This window comes from Pseudomonas sp. URIL14HWK12:I6 (genome assembly GCF_000514195.1).
GTDB lineage: Bacteria > Pseudomonadota > Gammaproteobacteria > Pseudomonadales > Pseudomonadaceae > Aquipseudomonas > Aquipseudomonas putida_A.
In genome coordinates this window covers 377,013-399,271 of sequence record NZ_AZVL01000005.1, presented here as the reverse complement: position 1 = coordinate 399,271, position 22,259 = coordinate 377,013, and the positions used below count along the sequence as shown (strand labels likewise).

At 62.3% G+C, this 22,259-nt stretch carries 18 protein-coding genes; 1 reads left to right on the top strand and 17 read right to left on the bottom strand.

All coding sequences use genetic code 11. The annotated features are described in order from the left end of the window. From H043_RS0111800 to H043_RS0111720, 17 genes are all read right to left on the bottom strand, one after another. A partial coding sequence (locus H043_RS0111800; protein WP_027612048.1) for a hypothetical protein occupies positions 1-344 on the bottom strand: 344 nt, incomplete at its 3' end. 255 nt (positions 345-599) lie between these two features. Beyond that, positions 600-1,358, bottom strand: coding sequence for a PIG-L deacetylase family protein (locus H043_RS0111795; protein ID WP_027612047.1), 759 nt, complete (start codon positions 1,356-1,358; stop codon positions 600-602). A 157-nt stretch (positions 1,359-1,515) separates the two neighbouring features. Further along, entirely contained in the window at positions 1,516-2,202 is a 687-nt protein-coding gene (locus tag H043_RS0111790; protein ID WP_027612046.1) for a glycosyltransferase family 2 protein, read from the bottom strand. Continuing rightward, complete coding sequence (locus tag H043_RS0111785; RefSeq protein WP_049827864.1) at positions 2,199-2,798, bottom strand: SAM-dependent methyltransferase; 600 nt, start codon at positions 2,796-2,798, stop codon at positions 2,199-2,201. Before H043_RS0111785 ends, H043_RS0111790 begins: the two co-directional genes overlap by 4 nt. Further along, positions 2,795-3,568, bottom strand: a complete 774-nt coding sequence (locus H043_RS0111780) for a PIG-L deacetylase family protein (protein ID WP_027612045.1) — start codon at positions 3,566-3,568, stop codon at positions 2,795-2,797. The genes H043_RS0111785 and H043_RS0111780 overlap by 4 nt, the downstream gene beginning before the upstream one ends. Further along, entirely contained in the window at positions 3,565-4,563 is a 999-nt protein-coding gene (locus H043_RS0111775) for an acyl-CoA dehydrogenase family protein (protein ID WP_027612044.1), read from the bottom strand. Before H043_RS0111775 ends, H043_RS0111780 begins: the two co-directional genes overlap by 4 nt. Before the next feature lies 1 nt (position 4,564). After that, a complete protein-coding gene (gene glgX / locus H043_RS0111770; RefSeq protein WP_027612043.1) occupies positions 4,565-6,724 on the bottom strand; it encodes a glycogen debranching protein GlgX in 2,160 nt (719 codons plus the stop codon). Positions 6,725-6,967: 243 nt separating this feature from the next. After that, a complete protein-coding gene (locus H043_RS0111765) occupies positions 6,968-7,303 on the bottom strand; it encodes a DUF2934 domain-containing protein (protein WP_027612042.1) in 336 nt (111 codons plus the stop codon). Between the two features lie 27 nt (positions 7,304-7,330). Further along, entirely contained in the window at positions 7,331-10,099 is a 2,769-nt protein-coding gene (locus H043_RS0111760; protein ID WP_027612041.1) for a malto-oligosyltrehalose synthase, read from the bottom strand. Further along, positions 10,096-12,174, bottom strand: a complete 2,079-nt coding sequence (malQ, locus tag H043_RS0111755) for a 4-alpha-glucanotransferase (protein ID WP_027612040.1) — start codon at positions 12,172-12,174, stop codon at positions 10,096-10,098. The genes H043_RS0111760 and malQ overlap by 4 nt, the downstream gene beginning before the upstream one ends. After that, positions 12,171-13,973: a malto-oligosyltrehalose trehalohydrolase gene (gene treZ, locus H043_RS0111750; RefSeq protein WP_027612039.1), complete on the bottom strand. Its 1,803-nt coding sequence runs from the start codon at positions 13,971-13,973 to the stop codon at positions 12,171-12,173. Before treZ ends, malQ begins: the two co-directional genes overlap by 4 nt. Before the next feature lie 18 nt (positions 13,974-13,991). Then, positions 13,992-15,578, bottom strand: coding sequence for a glycogen synthase GlgA (gene glgA, locus H043_RS0111745; RefSeq protein WP_027612038.1), 1,587 nt, complete (start codon positions 15,576-15,578; stop codon positions 13,992-13,994). Between the two features lie 595 nt (positions 15,579-16,173). Then, positions 16,174-17,127 carry a D-2-hydroxyacid dehydrogenase family protein gene (locus tag H043_RS0111740; RefSeq protein WP_027612037.1) on the bottom strand — a complete coding sequence of 318 codons (954 nt, stop codon included), beginning with the start codon at positions 17,125-17,127 and terminating at the stop codon, positions 16,174-16,176. Positions 17,128-17,140: 13 nt separating this feature from the next. Next, positions 17,141-18,193: an alpha/beta fold hydrolase gene (locus tag H043_RS0111735; RefSeq protein WP_027612036.1), complete on the bottom strand. Its 1,053-nt coding sequence runs from the start codon at positions 18,191-18,193 to the stop codon at positions 17,141-17,143. A gap of 86 nt (positions 18,194-18,279) precedes the next feature. Further along, positions 18,280-18,714, bottom strand: a complete 435-nt coding sequence (locus H043_RS0111730) for a YqaA family protein (protein WP_027612035.1) — start codon at positions 18,712-18,714, stop codon at positions 18,280-18,282. Continuing rightward, positions 18,714-19,160: a DUF411 domain-containing protein gene (locus H043_RS0111725; RefSeq protein ID WP_027612034.1), complete on the bottom strand. Its 447-nt coding sequence runs from the start codon at positions 19,158-19,160 to the stop codon at positions 18,714-18,716. Before H043_RS0111725 ends, H043_RS0111730 begins: the two co-directional genes overlap by 1 nt. A 164-nt stretch (positions 19,161-19,324) precedes the next feature. Then, positions 19,325-21,316 (bottom strand): methyl-accepting chemotaxis protein, encoded by a 1,992-nt coding sequence (locus H043_RS0111720; protein WP_027612033.1) that lies wholly within the window; start codon positions 21,314-21,316, stop codon positions 19,325-19,327. A 382-nt stretch (positions 21,317-21,698) separates the two neighbouring features. Between H043_RS0111720 and H043_RS0111715 the strand changes: the two genes are divergently transcribed. After that, entirely contained in the window at positions 21,699-22,226 is a 528-nt protein-coding gene (locus tag H043_RS0111715) for a hypothetical protein (protein ID WP_027612032.1), read from the top strand. The last annotated feature ends 33 nt before the right edge of the window (positions 22,227-22,259 follow it).

Sequence of the window (22,259 nt, the reverse complement as noted above, 5' to 3'; positions counted from 1 at the left end):
GGACGCTCTTCTTTTTGATTGGGCTGTTTGATTTCGTAGGTGAGTTCGTAAGAACCGGTCTGCAGATGACGGGGAGCCACCCACAAGAGGGTCGGTTGCTTGAGCTCGGCCGCGTCAATGATGGGACGCCCGTCGACCTCACGGCCATTGAGCAGCAGCTTGACGGAATCTCCGACAGCCTTGCTGGCCCAGACGGGGATGACGACCAGCAGGCCGAGGTCGGGAAAAGTGAACACCGCCGCCCGGTTGATTCCCCACTGGCCGGAAGGCAGGAGGCGCCCGAGCACTATCGGGTCCAGCAGTGAATGGGGGGCAGAGATTTTCATCTTGGGCTGAACGAGCATGGTCGGAACTCCAAGCGAACTGTCGGGAGACAAAGGGCGTGGAGTTATTCAGCGCTGAAGATGACGGCTCTGGCTACTGTCAGAAATTACAGGTAGGGAGGTATTTGCGATGAACGGTCGTGAGCCCTGGCCACTGGCTCGCCGCCTATCAATGTGGGAGCGGGCTTGCTCGCGAACAGGCCGGCACATTCAACATCACAGGTGACTGAACCGGCGCTTTCGCGAGCAAGCCCGCTCCCACAGGGGGTGGGTGTTTCAGATGAAGACAATTTCGTAGGGCAGGCGCATCCGTTCCAGGATCACCGGCGGCAGCATCGGCGCGATGCCGATCGCCGGTTCGCCCTTGAGCTGGCTGGCATAGGCGTGGGTGGCGTGGCTTTTGCGCGCCACGGTCCAGGTGTCGAGGCGCAGTTTGCGTGCACGATCCCAAGGGATCAGGCTCTGCTCGCGCTCCGGCCAGTGCCAGGCCCAGACTGCCACGTCGTGATAGGTGGCTCCGGCTTGGGCTGCCGCGTTGGCACTGGCACGTCCGACCGCTTCGTGGTCGTCGTTGCCGTCGTTGCGCCAGGTGCTGAACACCACGTCGCCGGGGCGCAGATAACGTGAGATGAAACTGCTGATTTCCGTCTCGCGCTCGAGCAGCGCGTTGTCGGTGAACCCGCCGCGCACCCATTTCAGACTGTGCATCGGCAGGCCGAGCCGACGCAGGGCTTCGACGCTCTCTTGCGGACGGAACACGCTCAGGCGTTTTTCCGACCACTGTCGCGAGCCGGGATGGCTGGCGCTGCCATCAGTGATCGACAGCAGTTGCAGCGGATGACCGAGGCTGGAGAGCAATTGCAGGAGCCCGCCACAGGTCACCACTTCATCACCCGGATGCGGGGCGACGACGACGGCGCGAGCACCGGGGGGAACGAGGCTATGGGTGTTGATGACGGGAATGTTGTCCAGCTGCGGGGAACTGTTCCAGATCTGTACCGGCGGCGGGTTTTCGTTGAGGAATAACGGTTTCATGGGTGCTACGTCCTTGTCGAGTCAGGCCCTCAATCGAATCTGCACCGTAGAAAGGCAGGTGCGTTCGACCCGTGAAGGCGAATGGATTGCTGTGCGACGCTCCGAACCCTGGATTGCCGCGCAGCAGAGTATTGCTCATGAAAACCGGTTCGTCGCGTCACAGATCAATCTGATCCGCTTTTTTTATGTCTAACTGTACCAATTTTCGCAGGTAGTCCCCGAATCCGCCCCGGGCACGGCTGTCCAGACGGGCGCTGGTATGCACTTGCGGGCGATGGCTCCAGGCGATGTCGGCACCGAGCAATTCCAGTTGCCGCACCAGTTGCACGTCCTCATCACAGGTCAAGGGGGCGAACCCCCCGGCCCAACGATAAGCATCGGCACTGACCCCAAGATTGGCGCCGTGGATATGGCGATGCCCGTCCCGCGCCTGATAGTGGCTGTGATAGCGGATTTGCGCGCTTTCGTCGAATGTCGGATCCCAATGTTCGACGGTCACCGTGCCGCACACCGCATCCGCACCCAGCCCCAACTGTGCCACCAGCCAGTCCTCGGCCACACGGCTGTCGGCGTCGGTGCAGGAGATCCAGCGCGCGCCACGCTCCAGCAACACCTGCGCGCCGGCGGCACGGGCCTGGCCGACGTTGCGGGCGTCGATGTGCAGGCTCAGTACCGGAAATCCGCTGACGATCTGCGCCGAGCGATCGGTGCAGCTGTCTAGCACCACCAGCACTTCGACCGGCTCGCCGGCCAGCAGCCCGTGTTTACTGGCGCGCACGGCGGCCGCCAGGCACTGCTCCAGCAGGTCTTGCTCGTTGTGCGCGGGAATCAGAATGCCGATCATCGCAGGCCCTCCAGTGCGGCCACCGAGCGCGGCTCACGGCTCCAGACTTCAAGAATGAAGTCGGCTTCCTGATGCAGCGCCAGACGCGGTAGCGGTAATTGCTCGTGAATCAGGTCATGTACCTGCCGCGCGTTGAGCGGGCAGCCATCGATGGGCGGGCGCCAGTGGCAGGCCAGCAACTGGCCGTCAGCCGTCAGGGATTCACTGATGCGGCGGATCACTTCTGTCAGATCCTGGGCATCGAGGTAGTAGCCGATTTCGCTAAATACAATCAGGTCGAATTTTTCCTCCGGCCAGTCGCCGGGCAGGCGACTTTGGCGCACCTCGGCATGGTCAAACAGGCTCAATCGGGTACGCGCCAGATTCACCGCGGCACTGGCGGTGTCGCAACACAGCAAGCGGTCGCAGCGCTCGGCGAGTTCCGCACTGAGTTCGCCATTGGCGCAACCGGGTTCGAAGATCGCCCGATAATGCGCGCGGGGCAGGGCGGCGAGGGTGATCGCGCGTTTGCGCTGTTCATACCAGCGCTCGCGAAACGCCCATGGATCATCGTTAGCGCTGAACAATCCGTCGAAGTAGCGATCATCGACACTCATAGGAACACCACTTCGAACGGTTGCAGCAGACGATCCAGCACGTACGGCGCCAATACCGGTTGCAGCCCGGCTTGCGGGTCGCCTTCCAGTTGGCTGGCGAACGCATGCACCGCGTGGCGTTTGCGCGCCACTTGCTCGGCGGACAACAGAATCTTTCGTGCGCGCTGCCACGGCACCGAAGCGTCTTCGGGTGAGGCCCAGTGCCAGGTCCATACCGGCAATTCGTGGCAGGTGGCGCCAACCCGGCGTGCAGCTTCGATACTGGCGCGGCCGGCGGCTTCGTGATCGCAGTGGCCGTCCTCGCACCAGGTGCTGAACACCACGTCGCCCGGGCGCAGGTGGCGTTCGATGAACGCGACCAGCGACGGCTCATCTGCGGCGACCTGGCTATCGCTGAAACCGCCGCGCAGCCATTTCATCCGGTGCAATGGCACGCCGAGGCGGCGCAGGGCTTCAGCCGATTCCTGCGGCCGCACCACGCTCAGGCGTTCGACTGGCCAGCGCTCGGAACCGGGATGACTGGCGCTGCCATCGGTGACCGAAATCAGTTGCAACTGACGCCCGGCGGCGGCCAGCAACTGCAACATTCCGCCGCAGCCGAGCACTTCGTCGTCCGGGTGCGGGGCGACGATCACCGCCCGCGCGCCCGGTGGCACCAGACTGAGGACATCGACGCTGTCCAGCGCCGCCAGGTGCCGGGAATGTTGCCATTGCAGCAACGAAGTCCCTTGGTGGCCGATGATCGGATCGGGCTTATTAGCGGCGTTCATAGCGTCCAGGCCTCCTCGGGGTGTTCAGCCAGCGTTTGGCCAAGGGCCGCCAGATCACGCTCGGCATGACTCTGGCGCAGGAACACCGGCAGATCGGCGCTCAACCGGGCGAAGTGCCGATCCTTGCAGAACGGAGCGGCACCCAGCGCCCGACCGGTCTCGCGCATCACTTGCTCAGCCGATTGCTCGACCACGGCGCGGGCACGTCGGGCTAACAGTTCGGCATTGGCTTCGGGATGCGTATCGATGTGCAACGCACTGAAACGCAGCACATTGGCGGCTGCGTACAGCGCCGCATCGACCGTGCCGAGGTGGGCGAGGGCGTGCGGCTCCTGACGTTGCGCGCAGTGTTTACGCAGCGCCTCGGCGATTTCCCTTGCCGCGCCGTACCAGCACGCGGCAATGCCGATCCCGCCTTGCCAGAAACCCGGACGATTCAGGTAGTCGCCGGGTTCGCCGATGGCCTGGGCTTCAGCGCCGTCGAACAACACTTCGACGCTGCCGGTGGCGCCCATGCCGACCGCTTGCCAGCCCTGATCGGTGATGGTCACGCCCGGTTGATCAAGCGCCACTGCGACCAGTTGCTGACGGTCTTCGGCGTCCCACGCGGTGAGCAGCGCATGGCTGAGCACCGCCGCCCCGGAACACCAGGCCTTGCGCCCGTCGAGGCGCACCATGTGCCCGGCCGGTCGCACCTGCACCCGAGCCTGCGGTGGTTCAGCCGCCCACATGCCCCAAGTGCTGCCCGGTGTAGGCGAACCACCGAGCTGTTCGATGATCGCCAATGCGTCGGTGTGGCCTTCGTAGAGTTTGCACAAGCCCAGATCATGCCCGCCGACTTCCGCCAGACGTTGAAAGCGCTCCAGCGTGCAGCCGCTGCCCGGTAACGGCAACTGATCCAGACCGGCCTCGACCAGCGCCCGCAGGCAATGGCCGAGTGCGGCGGTGTCGTGATAGTCCGGCGGGCGGCGCGCCAGATAACTGTGCAGGTCCATATCAGTCTTCTTCTTCGCGTTGCAGTTCGAATAGCAGCAACGAACGCCCGGTGACCGAATACTCATGGCCGAACTCGAAGCGTTCCTGACCGCGAATCGACGGCTGATTGGTATCTATCATGCAGGTCCAGAAACTGCCTTCCGGCACCTCCGGCAGGCTGAAGTTGACGATGTCGTGATGGGCGTTGACCACCAGCAGCAACGTCGCATCGGCACCTTTGCGGCGGATCCCGGTTTCCTGCGCGCGACCGTCGAGCAGCATGCCCAGGCAACGGTTGTGCGCGTCATGCCAGTGCTCGGTGGTCATCTCGGTGCCGTCCGGCGCCAGCCAGGTGACGTCCTTGACGCCGATGTCCTCGTTGTACTCGCCGACCAAGAAGCGCCCGCGACGCAGGATCGGATAAGCCATACGCAACTTGATCAGGCGTTTGACGAATTTGAGCAGCGCCTTGCCGTCCTCGCTCAGGTCCCAGTTGACCCAGCCAATCTCGCTGTCCTGACAATAGGCGTTGTTGTTGCCGTCCTGGGTGCGGGCGAATTCGTCGCCGGCAACGATCATCGGCGTGCCCTGCGACAGCAGCAGCGTGGCGAAGAAGTTGCGCATCTGCCGGTGGCGCAGCGCATTGATCTCCGGATCATCGGTCGGGCCTTCGACGCCGTGGTTCCACGACAGGTTGTTGTTGCTGCCGTCCTGGTTGTTCTCGTCGTTGGCTTCGTTGTGCTTGTCGTTGTACGACACCAGATCGTTGAGGGTGAAACCGTCGTGGGCGGTGATGAAGTTCACCGACGAGTACGGCCGCCGTCCACGCTGATTGAACATCTCGCCGGACGCGGTCATGCGGCTGGCGAAGTCGGCAACCTGGCCGTCGTCGCCTTTCCAGAACGCGCGCACGGTGTCGCGGAATTTGTCGTTCCACTCGACCCAGCCCGGCGGGAAATTGCCGACCTGATAGCCACCGGGGCCACAGTCCCAAGGCTCGGCGATCATTTTCACCTGACGCAGCACCGGGTCCTGACGGCAGGCGACGAGGAAGCTGTGACGCTCGTCGAAACCGTCGTGATAGCGCCCGAGAATGGTCGCCAGATCGAAGCGGAAACCGTCGACGTGCATCTCGCTGGCCCAGTAGCGCAGCGAGTCGGTGACCATCTGCAGCACGCACGGGTGACTGAGGTCGAGGGTGTTGCCGGTGCCGGAATCGTTGATGTAGTAGCGCTTGTCGTCTGGCATCAGGCGGTAGTAGGAGGCGTTATCGATGCCGCGCATCGACAGGGTCGGGCCTTGTTCGTTGCCCTCGGCGGTGTGGTTGTAGACCACGTCGAGGATCACTTCCAGATTGGCCTCGTGCAGGTGCGCGACCATCTCCTTGAACTCGGCGATCTTGCCGCTGGCCAAGTAACGCGGATCCGGGGCGAAGAAGGCGATGCTGTTGTAGCCCCAGTAGTTGGTCATGCCCTTGTGCAGCAAATGCTGGTCGTTGACGAAGGCATGGATCGGCAGCAATTCCACACTCGACACGCCGAGTTTGCGGATGTGTTCGAGCACGTCGTCGACCATCAACCCGGCAAAGGTACCGCGCACGTTCTCCGGCACCGAAGGGTGACGCATGCTGATGCCGCGTACGTGGGTTTCATAAATGATGGTTTTGTCCCACGGCACGCTGACCCGATGGTCGTTGCCCCAGGTGTGCGCCGGGTCGATGACCTTGCACTTGGGCACAAACGGCGCGCTGTCGCGTTCATCGAAACTGAGGTCGGCGTCGGGGTGGCCGATGGTGTAGCCGAACAGCGCCTCGGACCATTTCAACTCGCCGACCAGTTGTTTGGCGTACGGGTCGATCAACAGTTTGTTGTGGTTGAAGCGATGGCCGTTCGCCGGGTCATACGGGCCATACACGCGGTAGCCGTAGATCAGCCCGGGATGGGCATCGGGCAGATAGCCGTGGTAGATCTCGTCGGTGTATTCCGGCAGTTCGATGCGCTCGAGTTCGACTTCGCCGGCATCGTCGAAGATGCACAGCTCAACCTTTGTGGCATTGGCGGAAAACAGTGCAAAGTTAACCCCCAGACCATCCCAGGTCGCACCGAGCGGGAAGGGCAGGCCTTCACGGATTCTCGAAGGTTCAGCGTGCGCTGCGGGCTCGGCATTCTTTGGACGGGTCATGATTGCTCCTGCAAAACGGGTTGGTTCGAATAATCAACGGTGGGAAAAGAATCTGTGGTGAGGGGATTTATCCCCGATGGGTCGCGCAGCGGCCCTGCGACTGCTTCGCAGCCGATCGGGGATAAATCCCCTCACCACAGACATCTCTCCCTGACAGGGGTTATTGGGTTTTTTAAGGACGAATTGTCCCTGTGTGGCGAGCGAACCCGCCACACGGTCATTCAGTTCAATAATCCAGGTGTGTCAGTTGGCCGGGGGCTTGCGTGGGGCGCGCGGCTTTTTCTCGGCGGCTTTTTCGCCCGGTGGAATCACTTTGGCGGCGCTGGAAGGCTTGGCTTTGGCGTCGGCAGGCGCCTTAGGCTTGGCCGCCGGGGTCTTGCTTTCGCTGGCTTTGCCGGTCGCAGTCTTGCCGGCGGTTTTACTGCCCGCAGCCTTTGGCGACTTCTTCGGCGCGAGGGCCTCGGCTTCGGCCAGTTTGCGCGCCATTTCCCAATGACGCGCTTCATGACCTTCAGGTTTGCCCTCCGATTCCCAGATCTGATAGGCAAACTCGCGGATGCGTTTATCGTCGGTACTCATCGCAATGCTCCTGAACTGAACTCGTCGTTACGTAAAGAGTTGGATAAACAGATTGACCGGGAAATCCCCCAGCGCGGCGCTGACGTTCAGCTCCCTGTTTTTTGTGACTGCGCTGCTGTGAAAAAGTCCCTTCAGGTTTGTGTCAGAGGCGGCGAACGGTAAAACCACCCGTGTATCGCCCCAGCGCAGCGCATCCACCTGTGGCACGGCACTGTTTTCCAGCAACGTCGCGCAGCGGATCGGCACGATCACGATGGCGTAGCGGCCCTCGTGCTCACGGGCGAATGCGAGCACGTTGTGCGCCTGCTCGCCCAGCACCTCCAAGGCCTGATACGTGCCCCGGCGAAACAGCTCGGTGTGTTCGGCGCGCAGGTTCAACACCTCGGCGATCAACGCTTGCTTGATGCGCCCGTCACGCCAGTTCGCCAGCAGCTCCGGGAGCGGCGCGTGTCCGTCCAGAGCTTGCGCGCGCGCGGCGTAATCCACCGGCCGGCGGTTGTCCGGATCGACCAGGCTAAAGTCCCAGAACTCGTTGCCTTGATACAGATCCGGTACCCCCGGCACGGTCATGCGCAGCAAGGTTTGCGCCAGACTGTTGAGGGAGCCGGCCGCCGCGATGCTGTTGACGGTCTTGCTCAGCGCGGCGCGCAGCAGCTCGCCCTCGTCACCGGTGAGCAGGCGCTGGGTAAACGTCTGTGCAGCGTTTTCGTAGGTTTCATTCGGCGCGCTCCAGCTGCTTTGCAGCTTGGCTTCGCGCAGGGCTTTCTGTTGCCACTGCCAGATGCGCTCGGCGTAGTTGCTGAAACCCGCCTGATCGTCATCACGCAATTGCAGCGGCCAACTGCCGAGCAACGCCTGATACAGGATCAGCTCATCGCCGGACGACGGCACTTGATCATCGTCGCGCAGCGGCCGGGCGAGGGCGCGCCACAACTCGACCTGTTCGGCATACCAGTGGCTGCGTTCGCTGAGCACCGCCAGTCGTGCACGGGTGTCTTCGCCACGTTTGTGGTCGTGGGTCGCAGTCGCCAGCAAATTGTCGGGAAACGCATCCAGGCGTTGCTGATTGACCGCATGGAAGTCGCTGACCGGTGCGCTGAACTGCTCGGTGTTGTAGCCGACGTCGTTGCGCGACAGCAGCACCGCCGAGCGATACAACGCGGTGTCTTCCACGGCTTTGGCCGCTGCCGGCGACGTCAGTTGCTGGAAGCGTACGCAAGCGTGCTTGAGGATCTTGCGCGAGCGCCCGCGCGGCTTTTGCCGCCAGGGCGTGCCACCGAGCCAGGCCGCCACACAGTCAAGCACCGGCCAGTCGCCTTCGCCCAGCGTCTGCCGCGCGCCGTCCATGGCCTGCTCGAAGAACTGTTCATCCTGCGCCGCGCGACCCAGCGCATTGATGTAAGTGCGATACACCGGGAAATGCACGATCAGCGCCTGCAACACCCGGCGAATTGCGCCGAGAGTCAGGTCGCGGGTCATCAGGTCATCCCGGGCCACTTGCAGCAGCGCCTGGGCGACGCTTTCAAAATCGCTGGCCAGCGAGCCGTTGAGGATCTGTTGCCTCGCCAGTTGCGCTTCTTCAATGAACGCCGCCGGACGCTCGGTGCGCCGCTGCCAGAGGTCGCCGAGTACATGTTCGCCATCGGGGTCGTGTTGCAGCAACGACAGCTGATTCATGAACTCGTAACCGGTGCTGCCATCCACCGCCCAATCGGTGCGCAGGGTTTCGCCGGCACCGAGAATCTTCTCGACGTAGATCGGCAAGTGCCGATCCGGCGCAAGCAAGTCGAGGCGCCGCCGCAGCTTGCGGCAATAGCCACGGGGGTCGGCGAGACCATCGATATGGTCGATGCGCAAACCGTCGACCAGGCCTTCGGCGATCAACTGAAAGATCTTGCCGTGAGTCGCTTCGAAAACGGCGGGGCGTTCGACGCGCAGGCCCCCGAGCTCGTTGATGTCGAAAAAGCGCCGCCAGTTGATGTCGTCCGCAGCGGTACGCCAACTGGCCAGACGGTAGCTCTGGCGTTCGAGCAATTGATGCAGCTTGTCGAAGCCTTCTGCAGTCGTGGAGTCGTAATGCGCGAGACTTTCCTCGATCACGGCGAGAATCTGCGGATCGCTTGCCATTTCTTTCAGTTCAGCTTTGAGCGGCATCGCCAGCGCATGTGCGTCGGTCTGATAGCTCAGGGCGCTGAAACGATCGGCCAGGGATTTCAGCGCTTCGACCGGTTTAAGCAACTCGCCGTAGTCATTCGGGCAGATCGGAAAGTGATGCTCGTAATGCTCGACGTGGAAGCGACCTTGCTGCGCATCGAAATGCAGTTTCAGCGTGCCTTCCTGCAGCGCGACACCGTAGTCGCTGCCGAGAAACGGCAACAGCAACTGGCCTTCCATCAACGGGTCCGGTGAGTGCCACTGGATGTCGAAGAACTCGCCGTACGGACTCAGGCGGCCCCATTCCAGCAGATCGAGCCACCACGGGTTGTCACCGCCACCGACGGCCATGTGGTTGGAGACGATGTCGAGGATCAGGCCCATGCCGTGTTCGCGCAGGGTGCTGACCAGACGACGCAGCGCCGGTTCGCCGCCGAGTTCCGGATTGACCTGGGTCGGGTCGACCACGTCGTAGCCGTGCATCGAGCCGGCGCGGGCCGCGAGCAGCGGTGAGGCATAAATGTGGCTGATGCCGAGGCGGGCAAAGTACGGCACCAGCGGCACCGCCTGTTCCAGAGTGAAACCCTTGTGAAATTGCAGGCGCAGGGTGGCGCGCAGGGGTTGGATGAGGGTCTGGTTCATTGGTCACGCTCGGCAGCTTGCAGGCGGGCACAGGCCAGCAGTTCCAGACGGCGCGCGGCATCGGCGCCATCAAGCAAGGCTTCGCTGTTGCCGGGCAGGCGTCGCGACCAGTTCGGGTGGCTGTCGATGGTGCCCGGCAGGTTGGCCTGCTCGTCGATGCCCAGCGCATCTTCCAGCGGCAGCAACACCAGCGGTGCGCGGGTATGACCGAGGAAACGCACGCTGGCATCGACCACTTGATCGGCTTCGTGGGATTCTTCGCGGAAGTTTTGCGGGTCTTGGCTCAAGGCCCCGCGCAGGCCTTCGCGCTCGCGCTGGCGATGGCGACGCCATTCGATTTCACCGTTGGGGTCGACAAATTCCAGACGCGCGTTCCAGTCGATATCGCGACCATGCCACCAACCGTTGAGCGTCGGCAGATCGTGGGTGCTGGTGGTCGCCAGCGCGTTGTCCGGCCAGTCGAGGATCGGTTTGAAATACGTGTTGTCCTGTTCGAACAGCAGCACGCGCATGCCGAGGATCGCCCGCGCACTCAGTTTTTCGCGCAGACCGTCGGGCACGGTGCCGAGGTCTTCGCCGAGGACGATCGCCTGATGCCGATGGGACTCAAGGGTCAGCAGGCGCAGCAGATCGTCAAACGGGTAATACAGATAAGCGCCATCGGCCGGGGCCGCGCCGTTGGGGATCACCCACAGGCGTTGCAGGCCCATGACATGGTCGATGCGCAGCCCGCCAGCGTGGGCGAAGTTGGCGCGCAGCATGTCGATGAACGCGCGAAAGCCGTTGCGTATCAGGCCTTCCGGGGAAAACGCGGAAATCCCCCAGCCCTGACCGGAGCGATTGAGAATGTCTGGCGGCGCACCCACGGTGAGCGAGGCGAGCAGTTCGTCCTGAAAGCTCCAGGCCTGGCTGCCGGCGCCGTCGGCACCGACCGCAAGGTCAGCGATCAGGCCGATGCCCATGCCGGCGCTGCGCGCAGCCGTTTGCGCGCGCTCCAGGCAGCGGTGGATCAACCACTGGCAAAAGGCGAAGTAACTGATGCGTTCGGCGTATTCCTCGGCAAAGGCTTCGAGGGCGGCGCCGCGCGGCTCATGCCAGTGTGCCGGCCATTCGCGCCAGTCGAGGCTTTCGCCACGGGCGGCGCGCATTTCCTGAATAGCTTCGAAGCGGCAGTGGTTTTCCAGGGCTTCGCCACCGGCATGGCGGAAACTGGCGAAGTCCGGATGCAACGGGTGCTCGCCCGCGACGAAACCATCGTACAAGGCTTGCAGCAATTTCTGTTTGGCGTCGGCGGCCGCGGGCCAGTCGATCAGCTTCAAGTCTTCCAGTTGCCGGAATTGCTCGGCCAGACCGCTGGCGTCGATCGCATCACGCAGGGCGCGTTCGCCAAGGATGGCGCCCGGTGCGGCATACAAGGCGTTGAGAAACAGGCGGCTGGACGGCGAGTAGGGGCTGTACCGTCCGGTGTCGGCGCTGAACATCGCATGCAACGGACTGATTGCCAGCGCATCGGCGCCACGCTCGCCAGCCACCCGCACCAGTTCTTCCAGCGCCTGAGTGTCACCAAAACCGCCATCGCCGGGGCGGCGCAGACTATACAGTTGCGCGCTTAATCCCCAGACGCGAGGGATCGGGTTGTCTACCGCATCGCCGACGCTGAAGCAGCGCTCGGGGGCCACGGCCAGGGTGAAATATTGGTCGGCGATGTGCACCTGCTGATAACCGACCGTGATCAAACCGGGCAGTTTCGCTTCGGCGTCGAGTTTGAGGTTAAGCCGTGAGCCGTCTTCCAGGTGGATTTCGCAAGGCGTTTCAGGCTCGAAATAGCGGGCCAGATCAACGCTGACCCCGACATCTGCGGTCAACAGCGGCGGCAGGTGGCGATCCTGTTGCACCTGTTGCAGTTGCAGCAGGCTGGCGTCGATTTCCTGCGCGGTATTGGCCGGATGACCCAGGCCGGTGAGGACATTGCGCAGCACCGCCGGGGCGACTTTCTGCGGGCGGCCGTTGGCGTCGATCCAGTCGACGGCGAGGCCGGCGCGGCTTGCGAGTATTTCCAGTTGCGCATCGCTCATAGGCGCTCTCCATCCAGAGGTTGCAAGGGGGTTGCGGCCGTGAGGCTGACAAGCGCGCAATACGCGGGCAGTACGCCCGGTTCCGACAGGGCAACGGCGGGCGGCTGTTGAAACAGCCACACGGCGTCGGTCTGTGCAGGGTTGACCACTGGCGTATCGCTGAGGTTCAGGTCAATTCGTAGCTCACTGCCATCGCCCAACCGCCAGCGTGCACTGACCGCACCGAAGCCGAGCATGTGCGCCCCGAGCGCCTGGGTGCCGGACAGATTGGGAATGATGTAGCGGTGGCGCAATTGCAGCAGTTGCCGGTACAGCGCGAGGGTTTCCTGCTGTTTTGCGCTGCCGTTGCCGACCAGGCGAGGCTGCGAGGCGTGGAAGGTCTGCTCGGCATTCGGATCGGGAATTTTTTCGCGTTTGTGCGGATCGGCGAAGGCGCTGAACCCGGCGAATTCGTTGCGCCGACCTTCGCGCACCAGATCCGCCAGTTCACCGTGGTGGCTGGTGAAGAACAGGAACGGTTGCTCGGCCGCGTACTCATCGCCCATGAACATCAGCGGAATCATCGGTGACAGCAGCAACAGCACGGTGGCGGCCTGCACCGCGCGTGGATCGGCCAGGTGATGCAGACGTTCGCCGAAAGCCCGGTTGCCGATCTGGTCGTGGTTCTGCAGGAACAGGATGAAAGCGGTGGAGGGCAGGTGTTCGCTCGGCTCGCCGCGCGGTTCGCCGTGGCGGGTGATGTGGCCCTGAAACACGAAGCCCTGGCTTAGGCAGCGCACCAGTTGCTCAGTGGGTTGCAGCGCATAGTCAGCGTAATAGGCATCGGTTTCGCCGGTCAGCAGCACGTGCAGGGCGTTGTGGCCGTCGTCGTTCCACTGCGCGTCGTAATCCTCTTCGAGCAGGCTCGACTGGTTGAGCTCGTTTTCCACGGTCAGCCAGACGTGGCGGCTTGGATCGATCTGCTGATGAATACGCTGCGCCAGTTCGGGCAGGAAATCCGGGCTTTCGATGGCGTGCACCGCGTCCAGACGCAGCCCGTCGAAGCGGTATTCGAGCACCCACATCAGCGCGTTTTCAATGAAAAAGTCCCGCACTTCACGGCGGCGGAAGTCAATCGCCGCGCCCCAGGGCGTGTGCTTGTCTTCGCGAAAGAAGCCTTTGGCGTAGCGCCCAAGGTAATTGCCGTCGGGGCCGAAGTGGTTGTAGACCACGTCGAGAATCACCGCCAGACCATGGCCGTGGGCGCTGTCGATCAGGTGTTTGAGTTGTTCCGGGGTGCCATAGGAGGCTTGCGGTGCGAATGGCAGCACGCCGTCGTAGCCCCAGTTGCGTGTGCCGGGAAACTGCGCCAAAGGCATCAGTTCGATGGCGGTAATGCCCAGCTCGACCAAGCGCGCCAGATGCTGCTCCACTTCGGCAAAGCCGCCGAGCGCGCCGACGTGCAGCTCGTAGATAACCGCTTCGCTCCACGGCCGGCCGTGCCAGGTGGTGTGGCGCCAGTCATAGGCCAGCGGATCGACCACCACACTGTGGCGGTCAAGGTCGCCGTCCTGGGCGCGGGAGGCCGGGTCGGGCACCTCCAGTTCACCATCGATGTTGAAGCGGTAGCGGGTGCCCGCCGGGCACCGGGTCTTGATCACGAACCAGCCATCGGCCTGCGGTAACATCGGCAGGGACTGGCCGTTTTCAAGTTCGACACTGACGTAAAACGCATCCGGTGCCCACAGCGCAAACTGAGTGTGTTCGGCGTCCTGCATGATCGCGCCGTGGGGCCAGTTTTCTTGGGTCCGTAACGGCATGGTGAAAAGCTCCCTGAGTTATTTGTGGCCGGCTTTACCCAGCGCCTTGGCGACCAGTTGTTCGTAGAGTTCGGCGTAGGGTTCGACCGCTTTGCACCAGTTGAACGGCGCGGCCATCGCTCTGCAGCGCATGGCGTTGAGCAGGTCGGGGAAGGCGAATACCTTGAACGCGCGGCTCAGCGCTTCGCGGTAGCTCTCGACAGTGGACTCGTCGAAGAGGAAACCGGTGACACCGTTTTCGATGGTGTCGGCCAGGCCGCCGGTATTGCGCGCCACGGGCAAAGAGCCGAAGCGCTGGGCGTACATCTGGCTCAGGCCGCAAGGTTCATAACGCGACGGCATCAGCAGGAAATCGCTGCCGGCGAACATGCGCCGGGCGTCGGTTTCATTGAAGCCGATGCGTACGCCGATCTGCCCGGGGAAGCGCAGCGCCAGTTCACGCATGGCCTGTTCTTCTTCCGGCTCGCCACGGCCGATGATTGCGATCTGGCCGCCGTTCTGCACGATGTATTCGGAGACGGCTTCAGTCAGGTCCAGACCTTTCTGATAAACCAGACGCGAGACCACGGCGAACAGCGGGCCGCTGGAATCGTTCAAGCCAAACAGTTCACGCACATGGGCGGCGTTGATCGCTTTGCCTTCCCAGTCGCCGATGGCGAACGGCGCGAACAGGTGCGGATCAGTGGCCGCGTCCCAGCTCTCGTCGATGCCGTTGGGGATGCCGCTGAGCAAGCCTTGCTGGGTCTTGGCGGCGAGAAAACCGTCGAGACCGCAGCCGAAATCCGGGGTGGTGATTTCCTGCGCGTAGGTGGCGCTGACGGTGGTGATGTGGCTCGAATAGGCCATGCCGGCCTTGAGGAACGACATCTTGCCGTAGAACTCCATGCCTTCCTGTTGCAGGGCGTGGGTCGGAATACCCAGCTCCGGGCACGAGCCGAGACTGGTCACGCCTTGATAGGCGAGGTTGTGAATGGTGAACAGAGTGGGCGTGCGCTGCCCGCGCCAGTGCATATAGGCAGGGGCCAGGCCAGCGGGCCAGTCATGGGCGTGCACCAGATCCGGGCACCAGTGAATTTGTGCGAGGTTGGCGGCGATGTCGGCAGCGGCCAGGCCCAGGCGGGCGAAACGAATATGGTTGTCCGGCCAGTCGCGGCCGTTGTTGGCACCGTACGGCGAGCCTTCACGCTCATACAACTCGGGGCAGATCAGCACGTAGATCACCAGCCCGTCCGGCATGTCCATACGCCCGATCTTGCACGGAGGCAATGCGGCATGCCCGCCGAGCTCACCGATGATGTGGATCGGGTTCTCGCTGTGCATCACCTGCGGGTAACCGGGGATCAACACGCGCACATCGTGCAGGTGCGCCATGGCGCGGGGCAGGGCGGCGGAGACGTCCCCCAGACCACCGGTCTTCACCAGATCGGCGATTTCCGAGGTCACGAACAACACTTTCTTCTTGTTGGGATTCTGGCTGGCGACCGGCGTCAGCGTTTTGGTGCCCGGGACGTTGATCGACCGGCTGCCGGGAAGACTCACCGTGCTCGATTCACCAACCGCCTGCTGAGCACGCTCTCCCTGAATATCCAATGCCGCACTGATCATATGAATCTCCCGTGTCGTTGATCTGATTCTTGTATCGAACAAGCTATGGCCAAATCCTGTGGCCGGGCGCAAACGCGCCACGCATCGGTGAGCAAACGCTACCCAACACGTGCAAGCAGAATGGGTGAAGGGGCCGTTGCAAGGATTGCACCAGTCGCGTTGACCCTGCCTTTCAGATGACCCGCCGCCATCTGCAAAAGTTTCGACAATTTTTCGGGTTTGTGACTGGCCGGTTTTAATCCGCGAAAGTCAGTCTAGGCCAGATCCTAGAGCGGGCGAGAGCAAACGGATAAATTGTTCGACAATCGGTTGGCAGGCAGCGAAATCCGTGGTGTTCAAGCAGGAACGCACCGACGAAGGGCAGGTTTTTTTGAGGGAGAGGGCTAAAACGGTGACTGAGCGGTCACGATTTTGTGCTAGCGGAAAGGCAGGGCGCACTGTTGTGGTGCGGGCAGTTTGTTGATGTGTTGTCTATTAAGGCCCCTTCGCGAGCAAGCCCGCTCCCACAGTTGATTTGTGTACGACACTTTTCCAATGTGGGAGCGGGCTTGCTCGCGAAGGCGTCAGTCAATTCACCGCAGTCGAAAAGTTGCGATCAATTCAACAGGCGCAGCGGGCTCCCGTCGGCCCACCCCTGAATATCCTCGATCATCTGCGCAAAGAACTGCGCATAGTTCTGCCGGCTGACATACCCCACATGTGGCGTGGCCAGCACGTTGTCCAAGGTGCGAAACGGGTGCAGTTCAGGCAGCGGCTCCTGATCGAATACATCCAGCGCCGCGCCGGCGATCTTCTGTTTCTGCAACGCCTTGATCAGCGCCGCTTCATCGACGATCGGCCCACGGGCGGTGTTGACCAGCAGCGCGGTGGGTTTCATCCAGTCCAGCGCCTGTGCGTCGACCAGCCCGCGGCTGCGCTCGCTGAGTACCAGATGCACCGAGAGCACGTCGGCCTGTTCGAACAATTCCTGCTTGCTGACGTAGGTCACGCCGGCCTGCTGTGCGCGTTCGGCGGTGAGGTTTTCGCTCCAGGCAATCACGCGCATGCCGAACACCTGGCCGAATTGCGCGACCTTCTGGCCGATGCTGCCCAGACCGAGGATGCCCAACGTCTTGCCGTGCAGGTCACCGCCCAGCCCTTGCTGCCAGCCACCGGCGCGCAGGGAATTGGCTTCGTTCAGCAGATTGCGCGTGGCCGCCATGATCAAGGCCCAGGTCAGTTCCGGCGCCGCGTGTTTGTAGCTGTCGGTGCCGCAGACCTTGATCCCGAGGCCGGCGGCCGCCTGCATGTCCAGCGCCGCGTTGCGCATGCCACCGGTGACCAGCAGCTTGAGATTGGGCAGGCGCTGCAGCAGGTCCTGATCGAAACGCGTGCGCTCGCGCATCACGCAGATCACCTGGTACTGGCCCAGACGTGCGGCCATTGTGGCGTTGTCCGCCGGGTAGTCATGCACAAACGTCACTTCGCCGATGCTGTCGAGCACCGACCAGTCAACCACGTCCCGCGCCACGTCCTGCCAGTCATCGATCACTGCAATCTGCACCGCCATCAGCCTTACCTCATCAACGAACGGGATTGGTGTTGTTCAGCCAGCCGAGCAAGGCCTGGTGAAACTTCGCCGGTTCTTCCATCTGCGGCGCGTGGCCGAGGCCGGGGAATTCCACCAGTGTCGATTGTGGAATCAGCTTGGCGACCTGCTTGCCGAGCACCTCATAGTGGCCGATTTTCGCCTTGACCTCGGGGGACGCGAGGTCCTTGCCGATGGCCGTGGTGTCGGACGTGCCGATCAACAGCAGGGTCGGCATCTTCAGGTCCTTGAACTCGTAGTACACCGGTTGGGTGAAGATCATGTCGTAGATCAGCGCCGAGTTCCACGCCACCTGGGTTTTGCCCGGGCCATTGCTCAGGCCGGCGAGCATGTCGACCCAGCGGTCGAATTCGGGTTTCCAGCGGCCGTCATAATAGGTGTTGCGCTCGTAGTCGCGAATGCCTTGGGCGGTGACTTTGAGTTCGCGCTGATACCACTGATCAACGGTGCGATACGGCACGCCGAGGGCTTTCCAGTCTTCCAGGCCGATCGGATTGACCAGCGCCAGTTGTTCGACCTGATCCGGGAACAGCAGCGCGAAGCGAGTGGCGAGCATGCCGCCGGTGGAATGGCCGAGCAGGGTGGCTTTCTGAATGCCGAGGGCCTTGAGCAGCTGTTGGGTGTTGGTCGCCAGTTGCTGGAAGCTGTACTGGTAGTGATCGGGTTTGCTGGAGGTGCAGAAGCCGATCTGATCAGGCGCGACGACCCGATAACCGGCCTCGCTCAAGGCCTTGATCGAACTGTCCCAGGTGGCGGCGCAAAAATTCTTGCCGTGCATCAGCACCACGGTGCGCCCGTTGGCCTTGCCGTGGGCGGCGACGTCCATGTAACCCATTTGCAGGGATTTACCCTGGGACTGAAAGGCAAAGTGTTTGAGCGTGTAGGGGTATTGGAAACCTTGCAGCTCCGGGCCATAGGTCTGGCCATCGGCGGGTGCAGTTTCAGTGGGCGCTGCAGCGTGGGCAAACAGCGGCAGCGCAGCGCTGAGGAACAGGCCGGGCAGCCAGCGGGATAGCGTGACGGACATAAGGGCAAACTCCATGGAAATCGGCCGATGCTGGAACGCCCGGATTAGGGCGACGTTAACCACAGGCAACGCCATGGCCGGAATGTTCAACCGAGCCAGCCCAGGGTCAGCATCGCCACCACGGCGTAACGCGCCGCTTTGGCCAGCGTGACGATCAGCAGAAAGCGCCCGAGCGGCTCGCGCATGACGCCGGCGATCAGGGTCAGTGGATCGCCGATCACCGGCAGCCAACTCAGTAGCAGCGACCAGTGACCATAGCGCTCGTAGTGTTTGCGCGCAGTGGCCATGTGGTTCGGGCTGACGGGAAACCAGCGTCGATCCTGAAAGTGTTCGAGGCCGCGCCCCAGCCACCAGTTGACCAGCGAACCGAGGACATTGCCCAGCGTCGCCACGCCCTGCAGGCCCCAGAGCCAGTAACGGTCGCTGGCGATCAGCCCGACCAGCAGCGCTTCGGATTGCAGCGGCAACAGCGTCGCAGCGCCGAACGCGGCGGCGAACAGCCCGACGTAACCGGCAGCCATCAGTGGGCCGTGTAGTCTGCCACCACCACATCTGTGCCGTCCTTTTTCAGGCCGATCACTTGATAGGCATCGCTCATGCCGTCCATTTCCATGCCCGGTGACCCCATGGGCATGCCCGGCGCGGCGATACCCAGCAGATCGTCACGCTTGCTCAGGGCCAGCACTTGTTCCGCCGGCACGTGGCCTTCAACGAACTTGCCGTTGATCAGCGCGGTATGGCACGAGCCCAGGCGGGGTGGCACGCCGTGTTGCTGCTTGAAGCTGCTCATGTCGCGTTCGACATGGTCTTCGACTTTGAAGCCGTTGGCTTCGAGGTGGCTGATCCATTTCTTGCAGCAGCCGCAATTGGCGTCGCGGTGCACTTCGATCGGGATCAGCTCGGCGGCCTGGGCCAGGGAGGACAGGAGCAGGGCGCTGAGGGCGGCCAGTCGCAGGGAGGTTCGCATGGTGGGCTCTCGACAAGGATGACGGTCAAAAAGGAAAGTATTTTGACCGGATTATCCTGCCGGGCATCAACGGAGTGTTTCAAGTTGATACAAGGCAGGCTGGCAGGATGATCATGGATCAAGCCTGACAGCCTGCTGAGCGGGAGATTACAAATCTGTCAGGCTCAACGAACCTTGAACCGCCCCATGATCGCGCTCACCCGGTTGTTGGCTTCCAGCAACTGGCGGGTGTTGAGTTCGCTGGCCTGGCCGCTGTGCACCAGTTCTTCGACCATGTGCCGGATCTGCACCATGCTGCGGTTGATCTCTTCGGTGACCGCACTCTGCTGTTCGGCAGCGGTAGCGATCTGCGTGCTGAGGCTGTTGATGTGGCTGACCGAGCCGGCCATTTCATCCAGACCGGAGTTGACCCGCGCCGTGGCGTCAGCGGCGGACTGGCAGCTGGCCTGAGTGTTTTCCATGGCGCTGACCGAGGAACTCACGCCTTGGGTCAGGCGGGTCAACATCTCGTTGATTTCCGAGGTGCTGGCCTGGGTGCGAGCGGCGAGGGCGCGGACTTCATCGGCAACCACGGCAAAGCCGCGACCCTGTTCACCGGCCCGGGCGGCTTCGATGGCGGCGTTGAGGGCCAGCAGGTTGGTCTGCCCGGCGATTGCGCCGATCACCCCGAGAATCTCGGTGATGCGCTGCGCGTCCTGCTGCATGCTCTCGACTTTCTGGGTGGCGCTGGCCACTTCGTCGATCAAGGCCACCACGCTGTTGGTCGCTTCACCGACCACCACCCGTGAGCGATCGGCGTTTTCGTTGGCGCGCTGGGTGAACGCAGCGGTTTCAGCGGCATTCTGTGCGACGCTTTCGGCCGTCGAGCTCATTTCGGTGATGGCGGTAACGGTCTGATCGGTTTCCGAAGCGTGGCGCAGCAGAATCTGGCTGGTGTTGGCCGACGTACGCTGCAGGTCGTCCAGGCTCGAAGCCATGGCGCCGGTGGCCTGGGTGACTTCACCGATCATGTTCTGCAGGTAGGCAATAAAGGTGTTGACCGAGTGGCCGATGGCGCCCAGTTCGTCTTCGGCACGGATGGTGATGCGCCGGGTCAGGTCGGCATCGCCGCTGGACAGCAAGTCGATGTTGGCTTTCAGCGCTTTCATCCGCGACACCAGTTGGCGGATCGCATACACCTGCAACAACACCAGCAGAATCACCAGCGGAATCTGCAACAGGCTCAGGCTGCTGAGCACGTCGTCACGCTGGGCGGTGAGCATTTTCGTTGGCAGGGCGGTGGCGAGGAACCACGGCGTGCCTTCGATCGGGCGCATGAAGAAGGTGCTGGCTTCGCCGTTGTTGTCGAACTCGACGCGTTGCGCCTGATCGCGGTTCTGCAGGCCAGCCTTGACCTGACTGGCGAAGGTCGAGCCGGCTGCGAGTTCGCTGATGTTCTTCAGCACGATCGGGCCGCTGATGCGCGAGCTGTTGCTGATGATCTTGCCGTCGGCCTCGACGATCAGCATTTCGGCGTTGAGGTCTTTTTCCTTGCGCGCCACCAGATCGTTGAAGAAGCCCAGCGTCACGTCGATGGTCGACACGCCCCACGCTGCACCGTTTTTCTGGATCGCCATGGCGCAGTTGGTGCGCGGCTCGGCACTCGCGTCATCTTTATAGGCAGCGGCCCAGGCGCACTGGCCGCGCGGAGTCTGCATGCCGCCCTTGTACCAGCTCTGGTCGTAGTAGTTGGGCGCCGCGTCGCTGTTCCAGAAGGTATTCACCGCCAGTTTGCCCGAGGCATCGCGGTGCCAGAACGTGCTGAACTTGTTGCGCCCGGCCTCACGCTGACCCGGCAGTGGCCAGATCCCGCCACCGAAGACTTTCAGCTCGCCGTATTGATCCACCAGGCCCGGCAACACTGTGTCGATGGCCGCGCTGTCGAGCAGGGGAATGGTCTGGGTGATGCTGCGCTGCTGCGCCTGGACTTTGTTCAGTTCGCCCTGAATCTGTTCGGCGACTTCGGCAATCCGGTTGAGCACCACCTGTTCTTCGGTATGCCGCAGCTTGGGCGCGACCAATTGGCTGATACCGACCACGGTCAGCACCGACAGCAGCAGGATGAACAGAACCAGAAATAACGTGTAGCGAGCCTGAATGGTGCGGAATGCGGGCATGGATACCGGTCCTTGAGCTGCGATTCTTATTGTGGGGTCGAGGGAAAAACGGCGGGGTCACACCAGCGTATCGTCGGCGAACGGGGAAGCTTTAAGTACTTTGGTGCAAGAAAGTGTCGGGCTGACGGAAGGGGCGTGTCGACTCCGATACAAATGGATCGACCCTCTTGTCAGCCAGCGCAAAAAAAAGCTTCGCGAGCAATCGTCAAACTGCCATGAAACCGCGGCACCGTGAGCTTCTGGCAATTTGTATCGAGAATGTACAAAAATTGTAAGCGGCTGCACTAAAAGGGTTGGTGCCACCAGTTCGCCGGTAGATACTTCCCGGCATTCAAGTAGTCCAGCAAGGACATTTCATGGTTATTTCACAGGGAGTCTTCTCATGACGATCGGCATTGTCGGCGGCTGGGAGAGCAAGGCAGGGGTGCTGGTTCGCAATACAGGCGCGAAGAAGGAGGTCAAGCAAAGCCTCAAGGTGCAGCAGATGCTCGCCAAGGTCGGCACCAATCCGACCGCGCTGAACACTGCCGAAATGGACAAGCAGGGCCTGCGCAAAAATATCAAGGGGTTCGATCCGGCGAATGTCTCGGTCAAGCAACTGAGCAATCTGAGTGTTTTCCTGCGTGAGCGCGGGCTGATTTCCGACATCACCTCCTTTACATTGCTCAATGCCGGCGACAAGTTCGACCGTTTCGGCGTGACCAAAGACCCTGATGCAAAATTCAATGCGCTGGAGTATTTCGCCACCCAGCTCGACGCCATTCAGAACAATGGCCTCAATGGCAATGCCTACGGCAAGAACCTGATCCCTGAATACAAAAAGGCGATCTATGTGCTGCAGAACCTGAAAACCTACGGTGAAGGCAACGCGGCGAAACCGGTGGATCAAGGCGTCAAGTCCAAGGCCTGAGCCGGTCACCCACGGCCCACCCATTGATTGGGT

Bases quoted from the DNA above. Each gene is read 5' to 3' on its own strand.
- H043_RS0111795 (WP_027612047.1), bottom strand. From the start codon at position 1,358: ATGAAACCGTTATTCCTCAACGAAAACCCGCCGCCGGTACAGATCTGG.
- H043_RS0111790 (WP_027612046.1), bottom strand. From the start codon at position 2,202: ATGATCGGCATTCTGATTCCCGCGCACAACGAGCAAGACCTGCTGGAG.
- H043_RS0111785 (WP_049827864.1), bottom strand. From the start codon at position 2,798: ATGAGTGTCGATGATCGCTACTTCGACGGATTGTTCAGCGCTAACGAT.
- H043_RS0111780 (WP_027612045.1), bottom strand. From the start codon at position 3,568: ATGAACGCCGCTAATAAGCCCGATCCGATCATCGGCCACCAAGGGACT.
- H043_RS0111775 (WP_027612044.1), bottom strand. From the start codon at position 4,563: ATGGACCTGCACAGTTATCTGGCGCGCCGCCCGCCGGACTATCACGAC.
- glgX (WP_027612043.1), bottom strand. From the start codon at position 6,724: ATGACCCGTCCAAAGAATGCCGAGCCCGCAGCGCACGCTGAACCTTCG.
- H043_RS0111765 (WP_027612042.1), bottom strand. From the start codon at position 7,303: ATGAGTACCGACGATAAACGCATCCGCGAGTTTGCCTATCAGATCTGG.
- H043_RS0111760 (WP_027612041.1), bottom strand. From the start codon at position 10,099: ATGAACCAGACCCTCATCCAACCCCTGCGCGCCACCCTGCGCCTGCAA.
- malQ (WP_027612040.1), bottom strand. From the start codon at position 12,174: ATGAGCGATGCGCAACTGGAAATACTCGCAAGCCGCGCCGGCCTCGCC.
- treZ (WP_027612039.1), bottom strand. From the start codon at position 13,973: ATGCCGTTACGGACCCAAGAAAACTGGCCCCACGGCGCGATCATGCAG.
- glgA (WP_027612038.1), bottom strand. From the start codon at position 15,578: ATGATCAGTGCGGCATTGGATATTCAGGGAGAGCGTGCTCAGCAGGCG.
- H043_RS0111740 (WP_027612037.1), bottom strand. From the start codon at position 17,127: ATGGCGGTGCAGATTGCAGTGATCGATGACTGGCAGGACGTGGCGCGG.
- H043_RS0111735 (WP_027612036.1), bottom strand. From the start codon at position 18,193: ATGTCCGTCACGCTATCCCGCTGGCTGCCCGGCCTGTTCCTCAGCGCT.
- H043_RS0111730 (WP_027612035.1), bottom strand. From the start codon at position 18,714: ATGGCTGCCGGTTACGTCGGGCTGTTCGCCGCCGCGTTCGGCGCTGCG.
- H043_RS0111725 (WP_027612034.1), bottom strand. From the start codon at position 19,160: ATGCGAACCTCCCTGCGACTGGCCGCCCTCAGCGCCCTGCTCCTGTCC.
- H043_RS0111720 (WP_027612033.1), bottom strand. From the start codon at position 21,316: ATGCCCGCATTCCGCACCATTCAGGCTCGCTACACGTTATTTCTGGTT.
- H043_RS0111715 (WP_027612032.1), top strand. From the start codon at position 21,699: ATGACGATCGGCATTGTCGGCGGCTGGGAGAGCAAGGCAGGGGTGCTG.